The sequence below is a fragment of the Geodermatophilus poikilotrophus genome (assembly GCF_900111455.1).
GTDB lineage: Bacteria > Actinomycetota > Actinomycetes > Mycobacteriales > Geodermatophilaceae > Geodermatophilus > Geodermatophilus poikilotrophus.
Genome location: NZ_FOIE01000002.1, coordinates 90,260 through 115,097 on the forward strand (window position 1 = coordinate 90,260; position 24,838 = coordinate 115,097).

The 24,838-nt window shown below is 76.5% G+C and carries 25 protein-coding genes; 7 read left to right on the forward strand and 18 right to left on the reverse strand.

From position 1 onward, the window contains the following. Window positions 1-81: 81 nt before the first annotated feature. The gene (locus BMW27_RS04900; protein WP_091440108.1) at window positions 82-1,089 is read right to left on the reverse strand and encodes an Acg family FMN-binding oxidoreductase; all 1,008 of its coding nucleotides are present in this window, start codon (window positions 1,087-1,089) and stop codon (window positions 82-84) included. 126 nt (window positions 1,090-1,215) lie between these two features. Between BMW27_RS04900 and BMW27_RS04905 the strand changes: the two genes are divergently transcribed. Continuing rightward, window positions 1,216-2,094, forward strand: a complete 879-nt coding sequence (locus tag BMW27_RS04905; protein WP_091440111.1) for a universal stress protein — start codon at window positions 1,216-1,218, stop codon at window positions 2,092-2,094. 52 nt (window positions 2,095-2,146) lie between these two features. Here BMW27_RS04905 and BMW27_RS04910 read toward each other — a convergent pair whose 3' ends face one another. Together BMW27_RS04910 and BMW27_RS04915 are read right to left on the reverse strand one after the other, a co-directional pair. Continuing rightward, window positions 2,147-3,061, reverse strand: coding sequence for a DMT family transporter (locus tag BMW27_RS04910; RefSeq protein ID WP_217638042.1), 915 nt, complete (start codon window positions 3,059-3,061; stop codon window positions 2,147-2,149). 202 nt (window positions 3,062-3,263) lie between these two features. Next, on the reverse strand, window positions 3,264-4,013 hold the full coding sequence (locus BMW27_RS04915; RefSeq protein WP_091440115.1) for an SDR family oxidoreductase: 750 nt from the start codon (window positions 4,011-4,013) through the stop codon (window positions 3,264-3,266). Between the two features lie 79 nt (window positions 4,014-4,092). Between BMW27_RS04915 and BMW27_RS04920 the strand changes: the two genes are divergently transcribed. Together BMW27_RS04920 and BMW27_RS04925 are read left to right on the forward strand one after the other, a co-directional pair. Then, window positions 4,093-5,664 carry a helix-turn-helix domain-containing protein gene (locus tag BMW27_RS04920; RefSeq protein ID WP_245743312.1) on the forward strand — a complete coding sequence of 524 codons (1,572 nt, stop codon included), beginning with the start codon at window positions 4,093-4,095 and terminating at the stop codon, window positions 5,662-5,664. Window positions 5,665-5,673: 9 nt separating this feature from the next. Continuing rightward, window positions 5,674-6,402 (forward strand): GNAT family N-acetyltransferase, encoded by a 729-nt coding sequence (locus tag BMW27_RS04925; RefSeq protein ID WP_091440120.1) that lies wholly within the window; start codon window positions 5,674-5,676, stop codon window positions 6,400-6,402. Window positions 6,403-6,475: 73 nt separating this feature from the next. Here BMW27_RS04925 and BMW27_RS04930 read toward each other — a convergent pair whose 3' ends face one another. The 3 genes from BMW27_RS04930 to BMW27_RS04940 all read right to left on the reverse strand — a co-directional run bounded on the left by BMW27_RS04930 (window position 6,476) and on the right by BMW27_RS04940 (window position 9,925). Continuing rightward, entirely contained in the window at window positions 6,476-7,234 is a 759-nt protein-coding gene (locus tag BMW27_RS04930) for an SDR family NAD(P)-dependent oxidoreductase (RefSeq protein WP_091440124.1), read from the reverse strand. 83 nt (window positions 7,235-7,317) lie between these two features. Continuing rightward, a complete protein-coding gene (locus tag BMW27_RS04935; protein ID WP_091440127.1) occupies window positions 7,318-8,061 on the reverse strand; it encodes a DUF5995 family protein in 744 nt (247 codons plus the stop codon). 7 nt (window positions 8,062-8,068) lie between these two features. Continuing rightward, a complete protein-coding gene (locus BMW27_RS04940; protein WP_091440131.1) occupies window positions 8,069-9,925 on the reverse strand; it encodes a PucR family transcriptional regulator in 1,857 nt (618 codons plus the stop codon). Window positions 9,926-10,453: 528 nt separating this feature from the next. Between BMW27_RS04940 and BMW27_RS04945 the strand changes: the two genes are divergently transcribed. After that, window positions 10,454-11,299: an oxamate carbamoyltransferase subunit AllH family protein gene (locus BMW27_RS04945; protein WP_245743313.1), complete on the forward strand. Its 846-nt coding sequence runs from the start codon at window positions 10,454-10,456 to the stop codon at window positions 11,297-11,299. 351 nt (window positions 11,300-11,650) lie between these two features. On the opposite strand, the gene hisG is transcribed toward BMW27_RS04945, so the two are convergent. The 8 genes from hisG to BMW27_RS04985 form a co-directional block, all read right to left on the reverse strand. Continuing rightward, the gene (hisG, locus tag BMW27_RS04950) at window positions 11,651-12,517 is read right to left on the reverse strand and encodes an ATP phosphoribosyltransferase (RefSeq protein WP_091440139.1); all 867 of its coding nucleotides are present in this window, start codon (window positions 12,515-12,517) and stop codon (window positions 11,651-11,653) included. A 140-nt stretch (window positions 12,518-12,657) separates the two neighbouring features. Beyond that, a complete protein-coding gene (locus BMW27_RS04955) occupies window positions 12,658-12,921 on the reverse strand; it encodes a phosphoribosyl-ATP diphosphatase (protein ID WP_091440142.1) in 264 nt (87 codons plus the stop codon). Continuing rightward, on the reverse strand, window positions 12,918-13,442 hold the full coding sequence (gene ribH / locus BMW27_RS04960) for a 6,7-dimethyl-8-ribityllumazine synthase (RefSeq protein WP_091440146.1): 525 nt from the start codon (window positions 13,440-13,442) through the stop codon (window positions 12,918-12,920). Before ribH ends, BMW27_RS04955 begins: the two co-directional genes overlap by 4 nt. A 73-nt stretch (window positions 13,443-13,515) precedes the next feature. Beyond that, entirely contained in the window at window positions 13,516-14,823 is a 1,308-nt protein-coding gene (locus BMW27_RS04965; protein ID WP_091440147.1) for a bifunctional 3,4-dihydroxy-2-butanone-4-phosphate synthase/GTP cyclohydrolase II, read from the reverse strand. A 73-nt stretch (window positions 14,824-14,896) separates the two neighbouring features. Continuing rightward, window positions 14,897-15,523 (reverse strand): riboflavin synthase, encoded by a 627-nt coding sequence (locus tag BMW27_RS04970; RefSeq protein WP_091440150.1) that lies wholly within the window; start codon window positions 15,521-15,523, stop codon window positions 14,897-14,899. A gap of 2 nt (window positions 15,524-15,525) precedes the next feature. After that, entirely contained in the window at window positions 15,526-16,602 is a 1,077-nt protein-coding gene (gene ribD / locus BMW27_RS04975; protein WP_217638043.1) for a bifunctional diaminohydroxyphosphoribosylaminopyrimidine deaminase/5-amino-6-(5-phosphoribosylamino)uracil reductase RibD, read from the reverse strand. After that, complete coding sequence (rpe, locus tag BMW27_RS04980; RefSeq protein ID WP_091440152.1) at window positions 16,599-17,273, reverse strand: ribulose-phosphate 3-epimerase; 675 nt, start codon at window positions 17,271-17,273, stop codon at window positions 16,599-16,601. Before rpe ends, ribD begins: the two co-directional genes overlap by 4 nt. 25 nt (window positions 17,274-17,298) lie before the next feature. Then, window positions 17,299-17,988, reverse strand: a complete 690-nt coding sequence (locus BMW27_RS04985) for a DUF1775 domain-containing protein (RefSeq protein ID WP_139206829.1) — start codon at window positions 17,986-17,988, stop codon at window positions 17,299-17,301. A 263-nt stretch (window positions 17,989-18,251) separates the two neighbouring features. Between BMW27_RS04985 and BMW27_RS04990 the strand changes: the two genes are divergently transcribed. Genes BMW27_RS04990 through BMW27_RS05000 form a run of 3 tightly spaced genes read left to right on the forward strand, consistent with a single transcriptional unit; the run spans window position 18,252 to window position 21,084 of the window. After that, window positions 18,252-19,517 (forward strand): sensor histidine kinase, encoded by a 1,266-nt coding sequence (locus tag BMW27_RS04990; protein WP_175486373.1) that lies wholly within the window; start codon window positions 18,252-18,254, stop codon window positions 19,515-19,517. After that, on the forward strand, window positions 19,514-20,161 hold the full coding sequence (locus BMW27_RS04995) for a response regulator (RefSeq protein WP_091440160.1): 648 nt from the start codon (window positions 19,514-19,516) through the stop codon (window positions 20,159-20,161). Before BMW27_RS04990 ends, BMW27_RS04995 begins: the two co-directional genes overlap by 4 nt. After that, window positions 20,158-21,084 carry a hypothetical protein gene (locus BMW27_RS05000; protein WP_091440163.1) on the forward strand — a complete coding sequence of 309 codons (927 nt, stop codon included), beginning with the start codon at window positions 20,158-20,160 and terminating at the stop codon, window positions 21,082-21,084. Before BMW27_RS04995 ends, BMW27_RS05000 begins: the two co-directional genes overlap by 4 nt. A gap of 16 nt (window positions 21,085-21,100) precedes the next feature. On the opposite strand, the gene BMW27_RS05005 is transcribed toward BMW27_RS05000, so the two are convergent. From BMW27_RS05005 to BMW27_RS05020, 4 genes are all read right to left on the reverse strand, one after another. Continuing rightward, window positions 21,101-22,483: an RsmB/NOP family class I SAM-dependent RNA methyltransferase gene (locus BMW27_RS05005; RefSeq protein ID WP_091440169.1), complete on the reverse strand. Its 1,383-nt coding sequence runs from the start codon at window positions 22,481-22,483 to the stop codon at window positions 21,101-21,103. After that, the gene (fmt, locus tag BMW27_RS05010; protein WP_245743314.1) at window positions 22,480-23,448 is read right to left on the reverse strand and encodes a methionyl-tRNA formyltransferase; all 969 of its coding nucleotides are present in this window, start codon (window positions 23,446-23,448) and stop codon (window positions 22,480-22,482) included. Before fmt ends, BMW27_RS05005 begins: the two co-directional genes overlap by 4 nt. After that, window positions 23,415-23,948: a peptide deformylase gene (gene def, locus BMW27_RS05015; RefSeq protein WP_091440172.1), complete on the reverse strand. Its 534-nt coding sequence runs from the start codon at window positions 23,946-23,948 to the stop codon at window positions 23,415-23,417. The genes fmt and def overlap by 34 nt, the downstream gene beginning before the upstream one ends. Before the next feature lie 133 nt (window positions 23,949-24,081). Next, complete coding sequence (locus BMW27_RS05020; RefSeq protein ID WP_091440176.1) at window positions 24,082-24,768, reverse strand: hypothetical protein; 687 nt, start codon at window positions 24,766-24,768, stop codon at window positions 24,082-24,084. Window positions 24,769-24,838: the final 70 nt, after the last annotated feature.

The following is a 24,838-nucleotide window of genomic DNA, read 5'->3' on the forward strand; positions in this document are numbered from 1 at the left end:
GGACACCCCCTCCTCACCCCGTGCAGGGTCCTGCCGCCCCGTCCCGGGCCTGCGCAGGGTGGGCAGGACGGGGTCCTCCTCTCAGCGTGCGGGCTCGAACCGGAGCACGTCGCCGACCGGGCGCCGTCCCGAGACGCTGCCGCCCTGGGTCGACGGGTAGCCCATGCGCAGCAGCATCTGCGGATGGCCGATGAGCGAGAGCCGGGCGCGCATCCGGGTGCGGGTGACCGGCCAGTCCAGCGCCTGGGTCAGCGGCGAGGCCGCCAGGCCCTCCGTCGTCGCGGTCAGCAGCAGCCGGCCCAGTGCCCGCCCGGCGAGCAGCCAGGCCGTCGCGTCGTCGCCGTCGGTCCCCAGCAGGACGACGGTGGGACGCTCCACCTCCGGCGGTGGCGCCGCCGGGTCGCCGGGCGGCAGGAAGGTCCGCGGAGCGCGGCTGCCGGCCACGAAGTCGCGGACGAGCCAGTTCGACGGCCGCGTCGCCGGGTCCTCCTCGGGGACCGCGCCGACCGGGATGCCGTCCACCGCGGCCGGGTCGGTCCGCAGCCACCGCTCGAGCTCGGCGAGGTAGCCGGGGTCGCTGCGCTCCAGCTCCTCGGCACGGGAGACGAGGAAGGCGGTGGCGACCTCCTCCTCGGAGCCGGTGACCGCCTTCAGCCAGACGCCGAGCCGCCCGGCGTCGGCCGCCAACCGCTCGACCACCTCGTCCGGGACGGCGCGCGGCAGGAACGGCGCCCGCTCGGTGTGCCGGCGGGCGATCGCCTCGGCCAGCGCCGTGTCCGCGGGCGTGACGTCGCAGGTCGACCCGGCGCGCACGGTGGCCAGGTGGTCGGGGTCCTCCGGCGTGGGCAGCAGCTCGACGTCCGCCTCGACGCCCGTGCCGCGCAGCGCGACGGCGGCGAACTCCGCGGCCACGCCGCAGCTGATCACCTGCTGCCGGCCGGTCGGGTCGAGCACCGGCAGCGCCCGCTCGCGGTCCCGGTGCAGGTCCAGCCGGTCGGCGACGGCGGTGAAGCGCCACGGCTGGGTGTTGTGCACCGACGGTGCCCGGGTGGCGGCGGCCACCACCGCCGTCCACTGCTGCTGGTCCATCCCCGCTCCTCCTCGCCCGGGGCCGACGACCACCGCGGCCCGTCCCCTGCCTAGCGGATCAGCGGCCACAGGTCGACGGTCCCGAGCCCCTCCCGATCCCGGCGCCGCCGGAGGACGATGCGCGCCATGAGCTCACCTGACACCGGCGTCCGGAGCCCGCGCGTCCTCGTCGGCTACGACGGGTCACCCAGTGCGGTGAACGCGATCGAGGCGGCCGCCACGCTGCTGCCCTCGGCCACCGCCTCGATCCTGAACCTGTGGGAGCCGCCGTTCACCTCCCCCGAGCTGCGGCACCGCGTCATGGAGCGCGCTGCCAACGCCGAGGCGCTGGGCCGGCTGCTGGAGAGCGAGGGCAGGGCCGAGGCCGAACGGCTGGCCGGCAACGGCGTGAAGCTCGCGCGGGCCGCGGGCTGGGAGGCCGAGGCGCTGGTCAAGCGCACCTTCGGCGGTGACGGCTACCAGTTCGCCCGCACCGCCGAGGAGCTGGACGCCGACCTGATGGTCGTCGGCTCCCGCGGGATGAGCGGCATGCGCGCCTCCATGGGCAGCGTCTCGGAGCTGGTCGTGCACGTCAGCCCGGTGCCGGTGCTCGTCGTCCCGCACCCCCTGACCACCGTCGAGTGGACGGCCGCCGCCTCCGGGCCGGTCGTCGTCGGCACCGACGGCTCCGACCACGCCCAGCGGGCGCTCAACGCCGCCACCACGCTCTTCCCGCACCGGAAGCGGCTGCTGCTCGCCGTCGAGGAGCAGGCGAACTCCCCCGCCCCGACGGGCGTCGAGGGCACCGAGCTGGTCACCGTCCGCTGCTCCGGGCGCGCCGGCAAGCCGCGGGCGACGGCCTCGACGCTGGCCGACGAGGCCGCGCGCCGTGGCGCAGCCGTCCTCGTCGTGGGCAGCCGCGGCCGGGGCGGCGCCCGGGACACCCTCGTCGGGCACGTGGCGCGCGCGCTGCTGCACTGCGCGCACCGGCCGGTGCTCGTCGTGCCCACCCGTCCCGCGAGCTGAGCCGGCCCCCGCAGGCTCCCGCCGCGAGCCCGCGAGCGGTGGGGGGTCGCGCTCAGGCGCCCGCGCCGGCCCGCTGCAGCTGCGGCCGGCGCACCGGCGAGCGGCGGCGGGACAGCGCCACCCCGGCCAGGCACACTCCGCCGCCGACGACGGCCAGGGCCGGCGGCACCTCGCCGAGCAACAGCCAGCCCATGAGCACCACCAGTGGCGGCACGAGGTAGGTGGTGACGCCGAGCCGCCCCGCATCGGTCCGCGCCAGGGCGTACGCCCACGTGCTGAACGCCAGCGCGGTCGGCACTGCGCCCAGGTAGACCAGGCCGGCGACCGACCCGGGCGGCGCCTGCCCCAGCTCCGCGGCGAGCGACCCCGCCCACGGCAGGCAGCACAGCGTGCCGGAGGCGCACGCGGTGAACGTGACCTGCAGCGGGGGGAGCCGGCGCAGCACCGGCTTCTGCGCCACGACGCCGACCGCGTACGTGACGGCAGCGACCAGGCAGAGCACCACGCCTCCGACGTCGGCATCAGCACCACGGGTGGACACGCCGATCAGCAGCACGCCGGCGAAGGCGACCGCCAGGCCGGCGGCCAGCCGGCGCGGCAGCCCCTCTCCCAGCCACAGCCCGGCCAGGACGGCGATGAGGATGGGCCCGACGTTGACCAGCATCGCCGTCGTCCCGGCGTCCAGGTGCTGCTCGGCTGCGTTGAGCGCGACGTTGTAGACGCCGAACCAGCCGACCCCGCAGACCGCGAGCAGCCGCCACTCGCGCCCGGTGGGCGCCACCCACGGACCCCGGGTCACGCCCAGCAGCACCCCGAGCACCGCGGTGCCCACCAGCAGCCGGCCCAGCGCCAGCGGCCCCGGCGAGAGGTCGGCGCCGACGGCACGGATGGCGATGAAGGCCGACGCCCAGGCCAGCACGGTGACGACGACGGCGGCCAGCACGGGGACGGCGGAGCGGGGGGGCACGCAGCGACCCTAGGTCGGCGCACCGGCCCTGCCCGGCGGGTTCCGGACGTCGTCCTCCCCGTTGCGGTATCCGGCAGGAACGGCCCCGTTCCGGGCCCCGCCCTGAGCTCGCGAGGGGCGGGGAGGACGGCGACCCCCCCTCCCCACCTGTCGCGAGCTCGCGGCGGGCCCCGCGAGGGGGCCGGGCCGGGGAGCTCCTTCCTCAGCCGCGCAGGTGCTCGGCGTAGGTGCGCCGCCCGCGCGGGCCCCGGGTGGGCAGCGCAGCGCCGTCCCGGACCGCGGTCGACAGCCGGCCGGGCACCGGGGTGGCCACCACGTGGGTGCCCGGCTCGCGGGCGGCGACCCACGCCCGCGCGACCTCCGCCGCGGTGAGCTCCTCCGGCCCGCCGAACTCGACGACGCCCCCGGCCGGCGACCCGACCGCGACCTCGGCGGTGTGGGCAGCGGCCTCGGCGACGTCGACCGGCTGCAGCCGCCAGCTCATCGGCACCGGCAGCAGCGGACCGCGCCGGGCGGTCTCCAGCAGCTGGTCGACGAAGTCGTGGAACTGGGTGATCCGCAGCAGCGTCACCGGCAGCCCCGAGGCCAGCAGCACCTGCTCGGCGGCGTACTTGGCGTGGTAGTAGCCGTAGGGGATGCGGTCGACGCCGACGATCGAGACGAAGACGAGGTGGCGCAACCGGTCCCGGTCGACCGCCTGCACCAGCCGCCGGGTGCCTGCGACGTCGACCTCCCAGTAGGCGCGGTCGCGGACGCCCGTGGCCGTGTGCACGACGACCTCCGCACCCGCCAGCGCCGCCGGCAGGTCGCGGCCGGTCGCCAGGTCGCCGCGCACCCCGCCCGGGCCGGTCCCCCGCCGCGACATCTGCCGCACGCGGTGGCCGTCGTCCTGCAGGCGCTCGACGACCAGCCGACCGAGCGGCCCCGTCCCTCCCGTCACGAGAACGTCCATGCCCGGCAGTCTGGCCGGACCGTTCCGTCCCGGCGCGCCAGGACCGCGTGATCTCACATGCGAGATACCGTGACTGCTCGTGACGGTCACCGATCCCACCACCGACAGCGCCGGCACCCCGGCGCTCGAGGCCACCGCGATGCAGCGCATCGGCATGCTCGTCCGCGACGCCCGGCGGCACCGCGGGCTCACCCAGCAGCAGCTCGCCGAGCGGCTGGGCACCAGCCAGAGCGCCGTCGCGCGCATCGAGCAGGGCGGGCAGAACCTCACCCTCGAGCTGCTCGGCCGGCTCTCCGAGGCCCTCGAGCGCGAGCTGTTCAGCGTCGGTCCGGCCGGCCCCACCCACCTGCGGGTCTCCGGCGGCGTGCCGCTGCGCGGCAGCGTGGTCGTGAAGTCCTCCAAGAACGCCGCCGTCGCGCTGCTGTGCGCAGCCCTGCTCAACCGCGGCCGGACGACGTTGCGCAACGTGGCCCGGATCGTGGAGGTCGAGCGGATCCTCGACGTGCTGCGCTCGATCGGCGTCTCGGCCACCTGGGACGCGGCCGGCCGCGACCTCACCCTCGTCGTCCCCGAGCAGCTGGACCTCGCCGGCATCGACGCCGACGCCGCCCGCCGGACCCGCAGCATCATCATGTTCCTCGGCCCGCTGCTGCACCGGGCGCCGGAGTTCGACCTGCCCTACGCCGGCGGCTGCGACCTGGGCACCCGCACCGTCGAGCCGCACATGATCGCGCTGCGCCCCTTCGGCCTGGAGGTCGAGGCCCGCGGCGGGCAGTACCACGCGGTCGTCACCGCGCCCGGCACGGCGGACCGCACCATCGTGCTCACCGAGCGGGGCGACACCGTCACCGAGAACGCGCTGCTGGCCGCGGCGCGCACCGACGGGACGACGACCATCCGCAACGCCAGCTCCAACTACATGGTCCAGGACCTCTGCCTGTACCTGCAGCTGCTCGGCGTCGGCGTCGAGGGGCTCGGCACCACCACCCTCGTCGTGCACGGGAGGCCGGTGCTCGACGCCGACGTCGACTACACGATCAGCGAGGACCCGGTCGAGGCGATGAGCCTGCTGACCGCCGGCATCGTCACCGACTCGGAGCTGACCGTGTGCCGGGCGCCGATCGACTTCCTCGAGGTGGAGCTGGCCACCCTCGCCGAGATGGGGCTGCGCTACAGCCTGTCGCCGGAGTACCGGGCCGACAACGGGCACACCCGGCTGGTCGACGTCACCATCTCGCCGTCCCGGCTCAAGGCGCCGATCGACAAGATCCACCCGATGCCCTTCCCGGGCCTCAACATCGACAACCTGCCGTTCTTCGCCGTCATCGCGGCCGCGGCCACCGGCTCGACGCTGATCCACGACTGGGTATACGACAACCGGGCCATCCACCTGTCCGACCTGACCCGGCTGGGCGCCGACGTCCGGCTGCTCGACCCGCACCGGGTGCTGGTGACCGGCCCGACCCACTGGTCCAGTGCCGAGGTGGTCTGCCCGCCGGCGCTGCGCCCGGCGGTGTGCATCCTGCTGGCGATGCTCGCGGCCAAGGGGACGTCGGTGCTGCGCAACGTCGACATCATCGCCCGCGGCTACGAGCAGCTCTACGAGCGGCTGGTGGAGATGGGCGCCCGCATCGAGGTCTTCCACGACTAGGCCGTCGCCGTGCTCGAGGTCGCCGCAGCCGACGTGGCGGGCTTCTTCGAGCCCGAGCGGCCCGGCCCGCCGGTCCAGCAGCACATCGCGCACACCGGCGTGGGGGTCTGCCGGGTCGACCGGTGGCCCGCGCCGCGGACCGTCATGGCCGAGTCGGGCGGCAACGTCGCGCTGCGTGGGGTGCCGCGCGAGGTCGACGGGCTGGCCGGGTTCGTCGAGGCGCCACCCGAGTGGCTGCCGACGCTGCGCGGCATCGACCCGGGCACCGCGATCTGGCCGCGGGTGATCGCTGTCCTGCCACCCACGGCGGAGCCACCGCCCTCGGTCGCCGCGGTCCGGCGGCTGGGAGCGGGCGACGCGCCGGCACTGGCCGGGCTCTCCCCCTCGATCGCCTGGATCTGCGCAACCTGGGGCGGCGCGGCCGGGCTCGCGGCGTCCGGGTGGGCGTGGGCCGCGTTCGACGGCGACCGGCCGGTCTCCGTCGCGTGCCCGTTCCTGGTCGGCCGGCGGTTCGAGGACCTCGGCGTCGCCACCGAACCGGGAGCCCGGGGCCGCGGCCTGTCGACGGCGTGCGCCGCTGCGGTGGTGGCCGACGTCCGTTCCCGGGGTCGCACACCGACCTGGACGACGAGCCCCGACAACCGGGCCAGCCTGGCGGTCGCGGCCCGTCTCGGCTTCGTGCCCGAGCGCGACGACGTCCTCTACGCCGTCCGCACGCCGATCCCGCCGGTCGGCTGACGAAGGACCCCCTGCTCCCCGCGACTCCGGAGCGCGCGGCGGGACCCGGGAGGTCGGCTGGGACCCCGCGTCTTCAGCGCTCCTGGTCGGTGGGGCGCACCAGCACCTCGTTGACCGCCACGTGCGGCGGCTGGGTGACCACGTAGACGATCGCGCGGGCGACGTCCTCGGGCCGCAGCGACCGCATGCCCTCGGAGTGCGCCAGCGCGGCCGCCTTCGCCTCGGGCTGGGTGATGTGCGAGCGCAGCTCGGTCTCGACGGCGCCCGGCTCGACCAGGGAGATCCGCACGCCCCGGGCGGTCACCTCCTGGCGCAGCGACTCGCTGAAGGCGTTCACCGCCCACTTGCTGGCGTTGTAGACGCCGGCGCCGGCACGGGCGGTACGGCCGGCGGTGCTGGAGATGTTCACGATGTCGCCCGAGCCCTGCTCGAGCATCCCGTCGATCGCGGCGTGCGTCGGGTACATCACGCCGAGCACGTTGGTGTCGAGCATGCGTCGCCAGTCCTCGGGATCGGCGCCGACGATCGTGCCCAGCAGCATCACACCGGCGTTGTTCACCAGGACGTCGAGCCCGCCGAGCTCGGCCCGGGTGCGGGCGACCGCGTCGCGGCAGGACGCCTCGTCGGTGACGTCGAGGTCGAGGGGGACGACCTCCCCGCCGGCGTCGGAGAGCCGCGCGGCGAGGTCGTCGAGCCGGTCCCGTCGGCGCGCCCCGATGGCGACGGCGGCACCGGCCTCGGCCAGGGCCACGGCGGTGGCCTCCCCGATCCCCGACGACGCGCCGGTGACCAGCGCGACCTTGCCGGACAGCGGGCGGGCGACCTCGGTCATGCGACGACCTCCTCCAGTGGCCGCCGGGCGCGGCCGTCCTCCCAGCCTCGCCGATGCCGCTGGTCCCGGCAGCGCGGGGCGGCTCAGCCCGGCGGCAGGGTGACGCCGAAACCGCGGACGGCGAGCCGCACCAGCACCGGCCCGGGCCGCAGCAGGTCGTCGACCCCGGCCGCGGCGACGGTCTCCAGCTCGGCCAGCCGCCGGGCGTACTCCTCCGGTCCCCGGCGGCGTGCAGCGTCGAGGTGCCGGGCGTTGGCCCACACCTTCCGCCGCGACTCGCGCAGGAAGACCTGGCTGGCGGTCCGGTTCACCGGCGCCAGCAGCCGGTCCAGGCGGGTCCGCCGTCCCCCGGCGCGGTGCAGCTCGGCGTCCTCGGCGGCGACCCGGGAGGCGAGCACCCGGTCGATCCGCTCGTGGTCGCGCCGGCGGAGGTCCGACGTCGCCGGGTCGTCGAACTCGGCCGGCGGGATCACCCGCACCAGCGACTGCGGCAGGTCGAGGTTGATGTGCGCGTTCATGCCGAGCAGCACGTGCGCCTCCGGCGGGAGCTCCGGCCGGGCGCCGAAGGCCAGCCGCCACGGCCGGGGCGCGGACGCCGGGTCGCGGCGGTGCGCGGTCAGCGCGTCGAGGTACAGGCCGGCGAAGTCGACGTCCCACTCCTCGACCCAGGCCGGGTCCTCGAAGGCGCCCGCGTCGATCGCCGCCCCGACCGCGACGGTCGTGCGCAGGTAGACGCCGAGGAAGAAGCGGCCCGGGTCGCGCTCGGCCTCCAGCGACCCGAGCTGCTCCTCCATGTGCGCGACCAGCGCCGCGACGCTCCTCCCCACGGCGCGGTCAGATGAGCGCGTCGAGGCCGTCGTCCGGGGGCAGCGTCATCGCGGCGTCCACCGGTGGGCGGTGCGGCTGGTCCAGGCCGCGCATCCGGGCCGCGTGCAGGGCCAGCAGCAGGTTCAGCCGCAGCGTCGGGTCGCTGGTGAAGGGGCCGAGCAGCCGCTCGAGCTTGCCGATCCGGTACCGCATCGTGTTGTAGTGGAAGTGCAGCCGCCGGGCGGACTCCGCGACGTTGAGGTTGGTCTCCAGCAGCACCCGCAGCGTCTCGCGCAGGTCCGCGGAGTCGGGGTCGCCGGCGTCGGCGAGGGTGCCCAGCACCTCGTCGACGTAGTTGCGCAACTCGGTGCTGTCCGGGATCAGCGACAGCAGCCGGAAGACGCCGAGCTGGTCGAAGTGGGTGACCGCCTGCGGCCCGTGGATCTCCTGACCGACGCCGAGGGCCCGGGAGGCCTGCTGGTGCGCCTCGCCCAGCGCCGACAGCGAGCCGGCCGGGCGACCGATGCCGGTGCCGAGCACCCGCCCGACGCGGCGCACCCGGGCGTTGACCCGCCCGGTCACCGCGGTCACCAGCGAGGTGATCTCCTCCGGCGTGCGCCCGTCGAGGGGCAGCACGGTGACGATCTCGGTCGACAGGCCGGCCACCGCCGCGCCGGAGACCTCGGTCTCCAGGGCGGCGCGCCAGCCGTCGGCCAGCCGGTCGAGGACGTCGAGGGCCCGGGTCGGGTCGGCCTGCGGGTCGGCGGCGGTCTCGGTGGCGGTCACCAGGACGACGACCGGGCCGTCGAGCCGCCAGCCGAAGGAGCGGGTCTGCGCCAGCGCCCGCTCGGTGTGCCGCAGGGCCCCGGCGACCAGCCGGCGCACGAGGTCGCCCTGGAAGCGCAGCTCGACGGAGTGCACCGCCTGCTGGCGGATGACCGACAGCGCCGAGACGACCGCCGCCCGCTCCAGCACCGCACCGGCGCCGACCAGCATCGGCCCGCTCCGGTGGACCGCCACCAGCCAGCCGTGCCGCTGGTCGCCGGCCATGATCGGGGCGACCGCGTACTCCCCCACCCCGCCGGGCAGCTCGTGGTGCCCGGGGACCAGCAGGATCCCGTCGGCCGGTGAGAGGTCGGCGTCGGCGAGCACGTCGGCCGGGGTGACGACGATCTGGTCGGCGCGCAGGCCCGAGAGCCGGCGGGACGGCGCCATCATCGCCATCTCGTCCTCGGCCTCGGCGTCCAGCAGCCACAGCCAGTCGCTGATCTCCGCGACGTCCTCGGTCGGACCGGCGCTGGTGACGATCTCCCGGTCGGGCCCCAGCCCCAGGACGGCGGCGCCCTCCAGGGAGTGCGCGAGCTGCTCGGTGACCTCGGCCAGTCCGCCGCCGCTGAGCGCGACGTCGATGAACTGGTCGTGCATGCGGTTGGACAGCGCCAGCGCCTCGCTCTGCTTGCCGATGACGGCGCCGAGCACCTCGGAGAGGACCTCGCCCATCCGGACCCCGGCCGGCAGCGCGAGCACCGGCAGCGCCCGGCGGTCGGCCTCGGTCAGCACGTCGGCCGGCACGGGCGGGGGGCCCTCGGTCTGGCGGTAGGCCAGCGCCGCGGTGCCCATGGAGTCCAGCCGCTCGACCAGGGCGCGGCAGTTGGCGGCGTCGGCCGGCGGCAGCCGCGCGCCGAGCACGACGAGGACGTCGGGGCCGGCGACGGCCAGCGGGTCGGCGGGGTCGTCGACCACCATGTAGCGGACGACGCGGTCCAGTCCCCCACCCCCGGCGACGACCTCGGTCCCCGCCAGGCCGGGCAGCCGGAGCGCCTCGGCCAGGGTCAGACCAAGCCGCTCCTGCCAGCTGGGCCGCTCACCGCGGCTCTCGCTCACCGACGCCTCCGCTGTCGACAGGTGACGCCGAGGTGGAACCGCGCCCTCACCCAGCGTGGGGGCGACGACCGAGGCTTCACGCTGGGTCACGACATACACCTTTTCGGTTGCTGATGCACACGGCTACACCCCGGCCCTCTGTCAGGAGTGCCTGGACGCGACATCCCATTCTTGGCGACATCCGCCATACTTGGGCGTGCGACGCGCCGCTTAGGTTCGAGACCCGGTTCCACCCCGCCCGGTGGATGGTAGGCCGGTTCCCTCCCAGGGTGCCGCCCAGCCCCTCCAGCGGTTGGGGCAGGGCCTGGGCGGGGGGTCTCGAGCCGACGGCGCCTCCCGTGGTCCCCAGCGTGAGAGGTCGCCATGCGCACCATCGACCAGACCGCAGGCCCGGGCGGGAGCCGCCCTGGGGCTCAGACGCCCCCGCGCGGCCACGCCGCGCGGGCCGGACTCCCGACCATCCCCCTGCCACGCGAGTCCGCCCAGGCGACCGCGCGCACCGCTCCCCCGGCCCGTGCCGCCACCGCCGTGCCCGCCTCCGCGAGCACCGGTGTCGCCGACCTCCTGCGCGGCCCGGTCCGCCCCGCACGCGTCCTGTTCAGCGTCCCCGCTGCCGTCTACCTCCAGGTGCCCACCGAGCGCGGTGGCGACGTCGTCGGCGTCCTCACCAACGACGCCGCGCGTCTCCCGCTGGCATGCGTGCTCTTCCGCCCGAGCAACGGCCGCCCGCTGGTGGCGCTGCCACCCGACGCGCCGGCCGAGGTCGGCGGCGGGCGCATCGTCGTCGGCGACCTGGCCGTCAGCGCCGCCGCCTGGTGGGACCCGCGCCCCCGGCTGCCGCGCCCGCGGCCGGCCCTGCTGCCCGAGGGCGTGCGGCAGCTGCGCAACGCCCTCTACGGCGAGGGCGTGCCGCACAGCGCCTTCACCCTCCCGGGCCTGCCGGCCGGTCCCGGTGGTCCGCTGGCCGCCCTGCGCGGTGCCGTGCGCCGGGCCGACCTGGACGCCGCGCTGCGCACGGCCACCCGGCTGATCGGCCTGGGCCCGGGTCTCACCCCGGCCGGGGACGACGTGATGGCCGGGACGATGGCGGGCCTGGTGCTGCTGGGGCACCCCGCCGCCGAGCGGTTCTCCGCCGCGGTCTCCGCACTGGCCGCCGGCCGGACGACGGAGCTGTCGCGGGCGCTGCTGCGGCACGCCGCTGCCGGGCGGGTCAGCGCCGAGTACGCCGCGGTGCTGCACGGGCTGGTCGGTGAGCGGCCGCTGGCCCCGGCGATCGACGGGCTGCTGGCCACCGGCGCCACCAGCGGCCGGGCCATGGCGCTGGGACTGTGCACCGCGATCGACCTCGTCGACCGGACCATGCGCCCCCGCTGACGAAGGACCCCGTCCTCCCAGCCTCTCGCTCCGCTCAGGGCGGTGCCCTGGACGGGGCGGGCGGCGAGCCTCCGGACGGGGCCGACCGAGGGAACGTGCGGGAGCCCCCGTCCAGGCGGACGGGGGCTCCCGCACGTCATGGGCGGTCCGGGCCCGTGGACACCGGCGAGCGGCTGGCCGGCAGGCCGGCAGCGGCCACCAGCCGCCGATGGTCACCGCCGGACCCGAGTCGCGGTACCGGTCCCTGGGAGCGGGGGGCCGGAGGCTCCCCCGAGCAGGGACCGGAGTCCTGGGCTCAGCGGCCGTGGGGCACGGTTCCTGGCCGCGGTGTGGTCCGGTAGGACCGCAGTGTCACAGCCGGCAGGCGTGGATGCTGGTGACCAGGATGGCGCGGGCGCCGAGCTCCCACAGCTCGTCCATCACCCGGTTGGTGTCGTTCTGGGCGACCATCGCCCGCACCGCCGACCAGCCCTCGGTCTGCAGCGGGCTGACCGTCGGCCCCTCGAGACCCGGGGTCAGCGCGGTCGCCTTCTCCAGCAGGTCGTTGGGGCAGTCGTAGTCGAGCAACACGTACTGCCGCGCGACCAGGACCCCGCGCAGCCGACGGCGCAGCTGCGCCACCGCCGGGATCTCCTCGGCCCCGGCCCGCCGGACCAGGATGGCCTCGCTGCTGAGCACCGGCTCACCGATGATGTGCAACCCGGCCGCGCGCAGCGTCGTCCCGGTCTCGACCACGTCGCAGACGGCGTCGGCGACACCGAGCCGGCAGGCGGTCTCGACCGCGCCGTCCAGCTTGACGACCGACGCCGGGATGCGCTGCTCGTCGAGGTACCGCTGCAGGAGCACCGGGTAGGCCGTGGCGATCCGCTTGCCCGCCAGCTGCGGGACGGTCTCGATGGCGGACTCCAGCGGGGCGGCGAAGCGGAACGAGGAGCGGCCGAAGCCCAGCGGCATGACCTCCACCGCGGCGGCGCCCTCGCCGACGGCCGGCGCCGTCTCCAGCAGCATGTCCCGGCCGGTGATGCCGACGTCGAGGGTGCCGGCGGCGACGTAGACGGCGATGTCGCGGGGCCGCAGGTAGAAGAACTCGGTGTCGCTGTCGGGGTCGTAGACGGCGAGGTCCTTGGTGCTGCGGCGCTGCCGGTAACCGCTCTCGGTGAGCATGGCGGCCGCGGGCTCGCTCAGGACCCCCTTGTTGGGCACGGCGATGCGCAGCACGGAGGGACTCCTTCGTTCGGTGGTGGACTGCCGGCCCTCCTGGAGGGTCCCGCCGCTGGCTCCGTCCGGAGGCTCACCCCGAGGGTGCGAGGGGTGGGCGGGACGGGGTCCTTCCACGGTGGGGGCAGGAGGGTCCTTCTTCAGAGGTGGGTGTAGACGTCGTCCAGGGTCAGCCCGCGGGCCAGCATGAGGACCTGTACCCGGTAGAGGAGCTGGCTGACCTCCTCGGCGGTGCGCTCGGCGCCCTCGTGTTCGGCGGCCATCCAGGACTCGGCGGCCTCCTCGACGACCTTCTTGCCCGCGGCGTGGACACCGTCGCGGACGGCCGTGACCGTTCCCGACGCCGGGTCGCCGGCGGCGACCTTGGCCGAGAGCTCGGCGAACAGCTGGTCGAAGGTCTTCACGCGCGGCTCCCGTCGGCCGGTCGGATCGAGAAGCCGGTGGGCCCGGCGGCCCCGCGCAGGCGGCGCAGGGTGAGGGCGGTGGCCAGGGCGGCCACGGCCGCCTCCCAGCCCTTGTCCTCCGCCGAGCCGGGCAGGCCGGCGCGGTCGCGCGCCTGCTCCTCGGTGTCGCAGGTGAGGACGCCGTTGCCGACGGGCTTGCCGGCGTCGAGGGCGACCCGCGTGAGCCCGGCGGTGACCGCGTCGCAGACGTACTCGAAGTGCGGCGTGCCACCACGGATGACCACGCCCAGGGCGACGACGGCGTCGTGCCGCTCGGTCAGCGCCTGGGCGACCACCGGCAGCTCGACGGCGCCCGGGACCCGGACGACGGTCGGCGACGGGATCCCACTGGCGACCGCCGCGGCGACCGCGCGGTCCAGCAGCGCACCGGTGATCTCGGCGTGCCAGGTGGTGGCGACGACGCCGATCGTCAGCCCGGTGGCGTCGACCGCCTGCGCCTCCGGTGCGCCCTTCCCGCTCACCTGGCCTCCTCGCCGGCGCCCGCCGGCCGCGTCCGCGGGACCGCTGCCGTGCCCATCGGTGCACCCGCGACGCTCACAGCTGCTGCTCCGTCTGGCGCAGCGGGACGTCGGTGCCGGGCACGGTCGCGGCGTCGGCCGGGCCGGACTCGGTCTCCGGCTCGATGATGTCCAGCAGGTGCCCCATCCGGTCGCGCTTGGTGCGCAGGTAGGCGAGGTTCTCCGCGGTGACGTGGCTGGGCAGCGGTACCCGGCCGGTCACCCGCAGCCCGTAACCCTCCAGCCCTGCCCGCTTGGCCGGGTTGTTGGTGAGCAACCGCATGGTGTGCACGCCCAGGTCGACGAGGATCTGCGCGCCGGTGCCGTAGTCGCGTGCGTCGGCGGGCAGGCCCAGGTCGAGGTTGGCGTCGACGGTGTCGATGCCGCTGTCCTGCAGCTGGTAGGCCTGCAGCTTGTGCAGCAGGCCGATGCCCCGGCCCTCGTGCCCGCGGATGTACAGCACGATCCCGCGGCCCTCCTGCGCCACCGCGGCCAGCGCGGCCTGCAACTGGGGGCCGCAGTCGCAGCGCAGCGAGCCGAACACGTCGCCGGTGAGGCACTCGGAGTGCACGCGGACCAGCACGTCCTCGCCGTCGCCGATGTCGCCGTAGACGAAGGCGACGTGCTCGCGCTCGTCGTAGGAGCTGCGGTAGCCGACGGCGGTGAAGGTGCCCGGGGCCAGCGGCACGGTCGCCTCGGCCACCCGCTCGACGAGCTTGTCGAAGCGCTTCCGGTAGGCGATGAGGTCGGCGATGGAGATCAGGCACAGGTCGTGCTCGTCGGCGAAGACCCGCAGCTCGTCGCCGCGGGCCATGCCGACCGGGTCCTTCTCGCTGACCACCTCGCACAGCGTCCCCGAGGGGCGCAGCCCGGCGAGCACCGCGAGGTCGACCGCGGCCTCGGTGTGGCCGGGCCGGCGCAGCACGCCGCCGTCGCGGGCGCGCAGCGGCACGATGTGCCCGGGGCGGGCCAGGTCGGTGGAGTCGGTCTCCGCCGAGGCCAGCAGCCGGATGGTGTGTGCGCGGTCGGCGGCGGAGATGCCGGTCGTCACGCCCTCGCGGGCGTCGACCGTGACGGTGTAGGCGGTGCCGCGACGGTCCTGGTTGACGCGGAACATCGGCGGCAGGTCCAGCCGGTCGGCGTCCTCCTCGGAGACGGCCACGCAGATGTAGCCCGAGGTGTAGCGGACCATGAACGCGACGAGCTCGGGGGTGGCCAGCTCGGAGGCGAAGATCAGGTCGCCCTCGTTCTCGCGGTCCTCGTCGTCCATCACGACGACCGGGCGGCCGCTCTTGACCGCGGCGATGGCGTCCTCGACGGTGTCGAGGCGGATGGTGGCGGTCACGAACCCTCCTCGCTGGCGCTCGTCGGCTCCGTGCCCACGGGTGCGGTGTCCCTGCCCGAGCTCACCGGCTCGTTCACGTGCGTGCTCCCAACAGGCGTTCCACGTACTTGGCGATCACGTCGACCTCCAGGTTGACCGGGCTCCCGGGAGGAACGGCACCCAGCGTGGTCTCCCGCAGGGTGGTGGGGATGAGGCTGACCTCGAGCCACGGCTCGGGGTCGTCGGCGGCGCTGACGGCGCTGACGGTGAGCGAGACGCCGTCGACGGTGATCGAGCCCTTCTCCACGACGTAGCGCGCCAGCCCGGGCGGCAGCCCGACCCGCACGACCTCCCAGTGCTCGCCGGGGGTGCGGGTGAGGACGGTGCCCACGCCGTCGACGTGGCCCTGGACGAGGTGCCCGCCGAGCCGGGTGTGCGGGGTGACGGCGCGCTCCAGGTTGACCGGGTCGCCGGCGCCCAGGGCGCCCAGGCTGCTCCGGCGGAGGGTCTCGGCCATGACGTCGGTGGTCCACTCCTCACCGTCCGATCCGGTGACGGTGAGGCAGACGCCGTTGACGGCGATCGAGTCGCCCAGGGCCACGCCCTCCAGCGCCGTGCGCGCCCGGATGCGCAGCCGGGCGGCCGTCGCCTCGCCGCCCGCCTCTCCGAGCCCCTCGCGGGCCAGCAGGGTGCCGATCTCCTCGACGATGCCGGTGAACACGCTCAACTCCCTCCGGTCGCGCCGTGGTGGTCCGCGACGCGCCGGTCCCCAGTGTGCCGGTTGGGCCGCAGCCGGATCTCCACGTCCCCGCCCAGCTGGGTGAGGCCGGTGACCGTGAGGGTCAGCGCGTTCCCGATCCCGGTGATTCCCAGGTCACCGACGAGGGGGGCACCGGCGCCGAGCAGCTTGGGCGCCAGGTGCACCACCGCCTCGTCCACCAGGCCGTCGCGCAGGAAGGCGGCAGCCAGCGTCGGGCCGCCCTCGAGCAGCACCCGGCGCACGTCGCGGGCGAACAGCTCGCCGAGCAGTTCCCGCGGTGAGGCGGCGGTGCTGACCAGCGTGGAAGCGGCGCCGTCGAGCACCCGGGCCGTCCTCGGCAGGCGGCCGCGGCGGTCGAGGACCACGCGCAGCGGCTGACGGGCGGCGTCCCGGCCGTCGGCGTTCCGGACCGTCAGCTGCGGATCGTCGGCCAGCGCCGTCCCCGAGCCGATGACGACCGCGTCACAGCTGGCCCGCAGCCGGTGGACGGCGGCGCGGGCGTCCGGGCCGGTGACCCAGCGGCTGCTGCCGTCGGCGGCGGCGACCCGCCCGTCGAGGGTGCCGGCGACCTTCCAGACGACGAACGGGCGCCCCTCGCGCACGCCGGTCAGCCACGCGCCCAGCGCGCCCTCCTCGGCGGCCTGCTGCGCCACGCCCAGCTCGACCTCGACGCCGGCGGCGCGCAGCCGCGCGGCGCCGCCCCCGGCCAGCTGCGTGGGCTCGGGAACGGCGACCACCACGCGGGCGACGCCCGCGGCGAGCAGCGCGTCGGCGCAGGGCCCGGTGCGGCCGGTGTGCGCGCACGGCTCGAGGGTGACGACGGCGGTGCCGCCCCGGGCCCGCGCGCCGGCCTGCTCCAGCGCCCGGACCTCCGCGTGCGGGCCGCCGGGCGGTGCCGTCGCGCCCTCTCCCACCGGCGTCCCGTCGGCGGCGAGCACGACCGCGCCGACGGCGGGGTTGGGGCTGGTGGTGCCGAGGACGCTCGCGCCCAGCTCGCGTGCCCGGGCCATGGCGGAGAGCTCGGCCGCGGAGGCGGTCACCCCTGCCGCGCCGCAGCGGCCTGGGCGCGCAGGCCCGCGATCGCGCGCGCCGGGTCGTCGGCGCCGTAGACGGCCGACCCCGCGACGAACACGTCGGCGCCGGCCGCGGCGGCCTGCTCGATGGTGTCGGTGTTGATCCCGCCGTCGACCTCGACCAGCAGCGTGAGGTGGCCGGTGTCGACCAGCTCGCGCGCGCGGCGCACCTTGGGCAGCGTCTCGGCGAGGAACCGCTGGCCGCCGAAGCCTGGTTCCACGGTCATGACGAGCAGGGTGTCGAACACCGGGAGCACGTCGAGGTACTCCTCCAGGGGGGTGCCGGGCTTGAGCGCCAGGCCCGCCAGCGACCCGGCGGCGCGCAGGTCACGGGCGACGGCACGCGGGTCGCCCTCGCAGGCCTCGGCGTGCACCGTGACGTTGCGTGCGCCGGCCTCCGCGTAGCCCGGTGCCCACCGCTCGGGGGCCTCGATCATCAGGTGGCAGTCCAGCGGCACGGGGCTGACCGCCCGGACCGCCTGCATGACCGGCAGCCCGAAGGTCAGGTTCGGCACGAAGTGCGCGTCCATGACGTCGAAGTGCAGCCAGTCGGCGTCGGCGACCCGCTGTGACTCCTCGGCCAGCCGGGCGAAGTCCGCCGACAGGAGGCTGGGCGCGATCAGGGGGCTGCGGGACACGTCCGCCGAGTCTAGGCGGGGGTGATCACCGTCCCGCGCCGGAGCGGCGGTACCAGAGGCCACCGGCCACGGCGGCGAGCCCGGCGACGGCCGCGACCGCCAGCAGCCGGCCGCTGCCGGTGCCCTCGTCGGCCGCCGCGGCGACCGCCGGGGCCGACGCGGTGGGTGCCGTCGGCTCGGCCACCACCGTCGGGGACGCGGGTGCCGGCGTTTGGGGCGCCGGCACCCCCGGGGCGACGGTGAGCACCGGCGCCGGCAGCTCCGGCTCCGGCCCGCCGGGCACCTCCTGCTCGATCCAGGCGTCCTCGGTGCCGTCGGCGTAGACCTGCACCGTCGGGAAGGCCAGCTCGGTCACCCCCGCGGGCAGGCCCGCCACGGTCACCGCGTACTCGGCATCCTCCCCGGAGGGCAGCGCGGGCCCGCCGACCTCGAACCCCTGGGCCGTGGGGGTCAGCGTCCAACCGGACGGCCCCGAGGCCAGCGAGACGCCGGCCGGGGCGATGCCCGCGGGCAGCCGGGTGCGCATCGCGGTGATGCCCGCGCCGGCCTCGGAGGCGGCGGAGAACTCCAGCGTGACCGGCCCGGTCCCGGCCACGGCCCCGGGCGCGTCCACGTGGACGTGGGCGGCCGCCGTCCCCGTGCCTGCGGCGAACAGGACGGCCCCCATCAGGACGGCGGCGGTGGTCCGGCGCGCGGCCGGGCAGCGACTGGTCACGGTGCAGTGGTCGTCGGCCGGACGCCCCTGGTTCCCGTCCCGCACGGTGGCCGGGGCATCGCCGTCCGTGCCGGTCCACCGTGCGCGCCCACCCACTTGGTCTGCTCGACACCGCACCGCGCTCCGAGACCCCCGATACGGAACTGCTCCTCCCTATGGTGCTCACCGTGGGCCGGCTGAGAAGGCGGACGGCGGGACACCGAGCGCGACGGGGCGCCTCGGTCGCCGTTTCCGTTGCCTGGTTCACCTGTGCCGGCCTCGCGGTGACGCTCGCGCTGGCCCTGCTCACCGGGGTGCTCGCCCGCCGGGCCGGTGTGGAACAGGGCACGCGGTCGTTCGAGAACCTCGCCCGCGTCACCGCCGCCACGCTCACCCCGGCCCTGGACGGTGACCCGGGCCTGCCCCCCGACCCGACCGCGGACCTGCGCACCCACGTCGACGCGCTGGTGAAGGCCGGCCCGGTGGTCGCCGTCCGGGTGCGCTCCAGCAGCGGGCAGGTGCTCTGGGCCGACGACAGCAGCGTCGTCGGCCGGACGGACGCGCTGCCGGACGACGCGCGACGCGCCCTGCGGACCGGCTCGGTGACCTCGCTGGCGGCCGACCCGGGGGACCCGGGCGTGGTCGCCGGTCGCAGCAGCGGCCGGGTGCTGGTGGCCTGGGTCGGGGTGTCGGACGTGCACGGCACCCCGCTGCTGGTCGAGTTCCACGAGAGCTACACCGAGGTGACCGACCTCGCGCAGCGCACCTGGATGCGGTTCGCGCCGGCCGCGCTGGGCGCCCTGGCGCTGCTGCAGGTGCTCCAGGTGCCGCTGGCCTGGCGGCTGGCCTCGAAGCTGCGCCGGTCCCGGCAGTCGGAGGACGCGCTGCTCCGGGCGGCCGTGGACGCCTCGGACGCCGAGCGGCGCCGGATCGCCGGCGAGGTGCACGACCACACCGTCCAGGACCTCACCGCCCTCGCCTTCGAGATCGACGCCGCGCAGATGCGCGGCGCACCCCGCAACGCCGAGGACGCCGAGCTGCTGGAGCGGACCGCGCAGGGGGTGCGGCAGACGGTCGAGGACCTGCGTTCCCTGCTCGTCGCGCTCATCCCGGCCCGGGGCGGCTTCCGCGGCGGGCTGCTCCCGGCGCTGCAGCTGCTCGCCCAGGAGCTCACCCGCTCCGGCATCCGGGTCACCGTGCACGCCGACGACGCCCGGGACCTGCCCGGGTCGACGGCCGCACTGCTCTACCGCTGCGCCCAGGAGGCGCTGCGCAACGTCGTCACGCACAGCCGCGCGACCTCGGTCGAGGTCGCCGTCACGCAGGACCAGGGGGTCGCCACGATGCAGATCGAGGACGACGGGCAGGGATTCGACGAGAGCCGGCTCGCCGAGCGGGCCGCGGCCGGGCACGTCGGGCTGCGGGCGCTCGGGGAGCTGCTGGTGGACGCCGGCGGCTCGCTGACGCTGTCCAGCGCCCCGGGCGAGGGCACGCGGCTGGTCGCGACCGTGCCGTTGGCCACCGCCGTGCCCGCCGGAGCGGCACGGTGATCCGGGTGCTGGTGGTCGACGACCACGCCGTCGTGCGGCGGGGCATCTCCAGCCTGCTGGCCGCCGCCGACGGGCTGGAGTGCGTCGGCGCGGTCGGGGACGGCGACAGCGCCCTGGAGCTGGTCGAGCAGCTGGACCCCGACGTGCTGCTGCTGGACCTGTCCATGCCGGGCCGGGACGGCGTGACGGTGATCCGCGTCCTGCGGGAGCGCGGCCACCGGACCCCGGTGCTGGTGCTCACCTCCTTCGGCGAGCCCGACCTGGTGCTGCCCGCCCTGGTCGCCGGCGCCGACGGCTACCTGCTCAAGTACCAGGACGGCGAGTCGATCCTCGACGCGGTGCGGTGCATCGCCGCGGGCGGGGCACCGGTCGACCCGATGGTGACCGCCGCCGTGCTCGCCGACCTGCGCGACCGCGGTCAGGGCGACCTGCTCACCGACCGCGAGAAGGAGGTGCTGGAGCTGGTCCGCCAGGGCCTGCCCAACAAGGTGATCGCCCGGCGGCTGCGGATCAGCGAGGCCACGGTGAAGACCCACGTCACCCGCATCCTGCAGCGCATCGGCGCCACCGACCGCACCCAGGCGGCGCTGTGGGCCGAGCGCCGCCTGCGCCCGAACGAGCCCCCCCACCGGACGACGGGATGACCGGCGCCGGCCGGCACCGGCCCGGGCGCGATGGGCTGCCTTCGGACCCGCAGCGGCGCCCGGTCCTGCTGCACTACGCCGCGACCAGGAGACCGGTCCGGCGGCGGTGGTCCGAGCGGCTGGCCCTGGTCGCCGGGGCCATCGCCGTGCTGGCCGCCATCGGCACGGCCACGCTCACCGGGGCCTGGGCCGGGTTCTCCCTGCTCGGCGCGCCGGGCGCGCCGGCCCGGCCGGCCATCGAGGAGGGTGAGGACGGCGGGACGCAGCCGGTCGACCCGGCGCCGGAGGTGGGCGCAGCAGCGCCTCCGCCACCGGAGGACGGACCGGCCGCGGTGCTGCCGGAGCGCAGACCGCCGGACCAGTCGCAGCGGCGGTCGGGAGCGCCCTCCGAGCCGTTCACGGCGGCGCCGCCCGCGGGCGGCCCGTCCTCCGCCCAGCCGCCGTCCGACGCGGTGTCGGCGACCGCTCCGCCGCTCCGCCGGCCGGCGACCGCGGCCCCTGCCGCGCCGGCGCCCGTCGCGGCGGAGCCGACCGGTGCCACGGAGGACCCCGCGACGGCGAGCGGAACGCCCGCCGAGGCGGAGCCGGCACCCACCCTCGCACCGGCACCCGCGACACCGGCACCGGCCCCCGCACCGGCGACACCGCAGGCGCTCGCCACGACCGCCACTCCCTCACCCTCGTCGCAGCCGGACGACGACGGGGACGGGGACGGGGACGGGGACGACGGCTGGAGCAGCGGCAGCGGCAGCGACCACGACGACTACGGCTACGGCAAGGCCGACGAGGACCACGACTCCGGCGGCACGGCCGCGCCCTCCCCCGGTGCGACCCCGACCCCGACGGCCGAGGCAGAGGGGAAGGGCAAGACGAAGGCCAAGGCGATGGCGAAGGGGGACTCGTCGGGCACTGCCGCCGACTGAGCGCGCGCCGGCCCGCTCAGCGGGTGCGGCGGAGCAGGGCCATGAACATCGCGTCGGTGCCGTGCCGGTGCGGCCACAGCTGCCCGTGGTCGCCACGCGCCAGCCCCGGCACCTCGGGGAACAGCGGCGCGACCGGCAGCACCTCGACGTCGTCCCGCCCGGCGGCGGCGTCGACCACGGCGACCGTCTCGTCGTTGTGCGGCGAGCAGGTCACGTAGGCCACCACGCCGCCCGTGCGGACCGAGGCCAGTGCGCCGTCCAGCAGCGCCGTCTGCAGCTCGACCAGCGGCGGGACGTCGTCCGCGGTGCGCCGCCAGCGCACCTCGGGGCGGCGGCGCAGCGCTCCCAGGCCGGTGCAGGGGGCGTCGAGCAGCACGCGGTCGAAGGAGCCCGGCGCCCACGGCGGCGTCCGCCCGTCGGCGACCAGCACCTCGACGTCGTCCTCGTCGCGCAGCGCCTGGCGGACGAGCTCGGCGCGGTGCGGCGCTCGGTCGGCCGCGGTGAGCCGCACCCCCTCCGGCCGGACGGCGGCCAGCAGGCCGGCCTTGCCGCCGGGGCCGGCGCAGACGTCGAGCCAGGCGGCGTCCGGCCCCTCGAGCGGCGCGCGGGCCAGCAGCAGGGCCGCCAGCTGGCTGCCCTCGTCCTGCACCGCGGCCCGGCCCGCGCGCACCGAGGGGACGCGGGCGGGGTCACCGCCCCCGAGCCGGACGGCGTACGGCGACCACGGACCGGGCTGCCCGCCGGACTCCGCGGCGAGCTGCTCGCGGGGCACCCGCCGGGCGACCAGGTGCACCTCGGGCGCGGCGTCGTCGGCCAGCAGCGCGGGCTCGAGCTCGGCCTCGTCGCCCAGCGCGTCGCGCCAGGCCTCGACGATCCAGCGCGGGTGGTCGGTGACCAGGGCCAGCCGCTGGTCACCGTCCCCGCCGAGCCGCTCGACCCAGGCCGCGCGGTCGCCACCCGCGGCCACCTTGCGCAGCACCGCGTTGACCAGCCCGGAGGCGCCGGTGCCGACGATCGCCCGGGTCAGCGCCACGGTCGTGTCGACGGCGGCGTGCGCGGGCACCCGCAGGTCCAGCAGCTGGTGGGCGCCCAACCGCAGCAGGTCGAGCACCCGCGGGTCGAGCTCGGCCAGCGGCCGCGAGACCAGCGGAGCCAGCACCGCGTCGAGGGTGCCGGTGGCGCGCAGGGTGCCGTAGGCCAGCTGGGTGGCGAACGCGGCGTCGCGCTCGCCGAGGTCGGCGGCGCGCTCGCGCAGCAGCTGCGGCAGCAGCAGGTTGGCGTAGGCGCCGCGGCCGGAGACACCGTCGAGGACGTCGAAGGCGGTCAGCCGCGCACCGTCGAGCACCGGCCGGGAGCGGCGGGACGGCGGACGCCGGTTGCCGCGCCGGGGAGCACTCACGAGGGGTCGCCGCCGAGCCGCTCGCCCGGCGCCGGCCGTGCCCCGCGGGCCCAGTCGGGCGCCGGCAGCAGCCGCTTGCCGGCCGGCTGCACGTCGCCGAGCCGAACCGCGCCCCGGCCGGTCCCGACCAGCACACCGGTGGAGCCGGCCGAGACCTCGCCGGGCGTCAGGCCGAGGGACGTGGGCAGCGGCTCGACCGGACCCAGCCGGAGCCGGTCGCCGCGCCACGTCGTCCACCCGCCGGGCGCGGGGGTGACCCCGCGGACCCGCCGGTCGACGACGTGGGCCGGCAGCGACCAGTCGACGCGGGCGTCGGCCGGCTCGATGCGCGGTGCGAGGCTGACCCCCTCGGCCGGCTGCGGTTCCGGCTGCAGCGTGCCGGCCTGGATGCCGTCGAGGGTGGCCAGCAGCAGGCGCGCGCCGCTGACCGCGAGCCGGCCCAGCAGGTCGCCGGCGGTGTCCCGCGGCGCGATCGGCTCGGTGACCACGCCGTAGACCGGGCCGGTGTCCAGGCCCGCCTCCAGCCGGAAGGTCGAGGCGCCGGTCACCTCGTCGCCGGCCATGATCGCGTGCTGCACCGGTGCGGCGCCGCGCCAGGCCGGCAGCAGCGAGAAGTGCAGGTTGACCCAGCCGTGCCGCGGCAGGTCCAGCGCCGCCTGCGGCACCAGGGCGCCGTAGGCGACGACCGGCGCGCTGTCCACGGCCAGCTCGGTGAGCCGCTGGAGGAACTCCGGCTCGCGCGGGGAGCGTGGCTGCAGCACCGGGACGCCGGCGGCGTCGGCGCGTTCGGCGACCGGGGAGCGGCTCACCTTCCGGCCGCGGCCGGACCGGGCGTCGGGCCGGGTGAGGACGGCGACGACCTCGTGGTCGGAGGCGAGCAGCAGTTCCAGCGAGGGGACGGCGACCTCCGGCGTCCCGGCGAACAGGAGCCTCAGTGGGGGCTCACCTCCACGCGGGGGACCCACGCGCCGGCGCCGGCCCACTCGGCCTCGCCGATGGCCGCGAGCGCGGCGGCGCGGGCCTCGGCGTCCAGCCGGTCGACGAACAGCACACCGTCGAGGTGGTCGACCTCGTGCTGCACGGCGCGGGCCAGCAGGTGCGACCCCTCGACCCGCACCGGCTCGCCGTGCAGGTCGAACCCGGTGGCCGCGACGTACAGGTGCCGGCGGCAGTCGAAGGTGTATCCGGGGATGGACAGGCAGCCCTCCGGGCCCTCCTCGGTCTCCTCCCCCACCGGCGTCACCTCCGGGTTCACCAGGTGGCCGACCTCGCCGTCGACGTACCAGGTGAAGACCCGCAGCCCGATCCCGATCTGCGGGGCGGCCAGCCCCGCGCCGCCGGCGGCGAACATGGTGTCGGTGAGGTCGGCGACCAGCCGGCGCAGCTCCTGGTCGAAGTCCACGACCGGAGCGGCAGGGGTGCGCAGCACCGGGTCGCCCAGCAGCCGGATGGGGGTCACGCTCACCGGTCGATCCTAGAGGCCCCTCCCAGGGCGTCCCCGCGCCCGATGGCCCCCTGCCGGGTCCCGTCGCGAGGTTCGCGAGCGGTGACGCGCAGGGGGCCCTTCTCCGGAGCGTGGGGCGGACGGGGGTCCTCCCTCAGGCGGAGAGCCGCACCGAGGACTTGGCCACCGTGAGGTGAGCAGCCTGCTCGGCCAGCTGCTGGGCGCCCTCGGCGTCGTCGACGCCGACCTCCGCGGGGAAGCCCGCGTCGTGCGTGACCACGGCACCCTCGAGGTCGACGAGGTCGCCCTCGCGCACCTGGTACGGGGACTCGCCGGCCTCGCCGGTCAGCTGCACCCACACCCGCTCGGCGTCCGACGCACCGAGCCAGAAGCCCTCGTCGGCCGGGACGGAGAGCACCCGGGCGCCGGTCGCGGTCACCGGCTGGTCGGCAAGACCGCCCAGCGCGGTGCCGGCGTCGGGGCCGGCGGCCAGCGCCAGCACCGACCGGCCGTCGGCCGTCTCGACCGAGCCGCCGGCCGCGGACCCGCCGGCGGGGGCGCCCGACGAGCTCGGCGCGGCCGAGCCGGACGACGGGCTCGAGGACGCCGGCCCGGACGGGGTCCCGGCGCTCTGCGAGGTCTGTGCCGCGGGGTCGGAGCCCGCCTCGGGGTCGCTGCCGCTGCACTGGCTCAGCAGCAGCGCCAGGACGACGAGCGCGGCCAGCAGCAGCGCTCCGAACAGCAGACCCCGCCGGCGCCGGCCACCGCGGGTGGCACCGCCCACGGGCGTGGCCCCCTGCTGCTGGCCGGGTCCGGTCGACGGCGTGCGTGACTCACTCACTCGGTGCTCCTCGGTTCAGGTCGTCCGCGCGGACGACCTCCACCGAGCACCTGGGGCTCGGGCGGTTGCG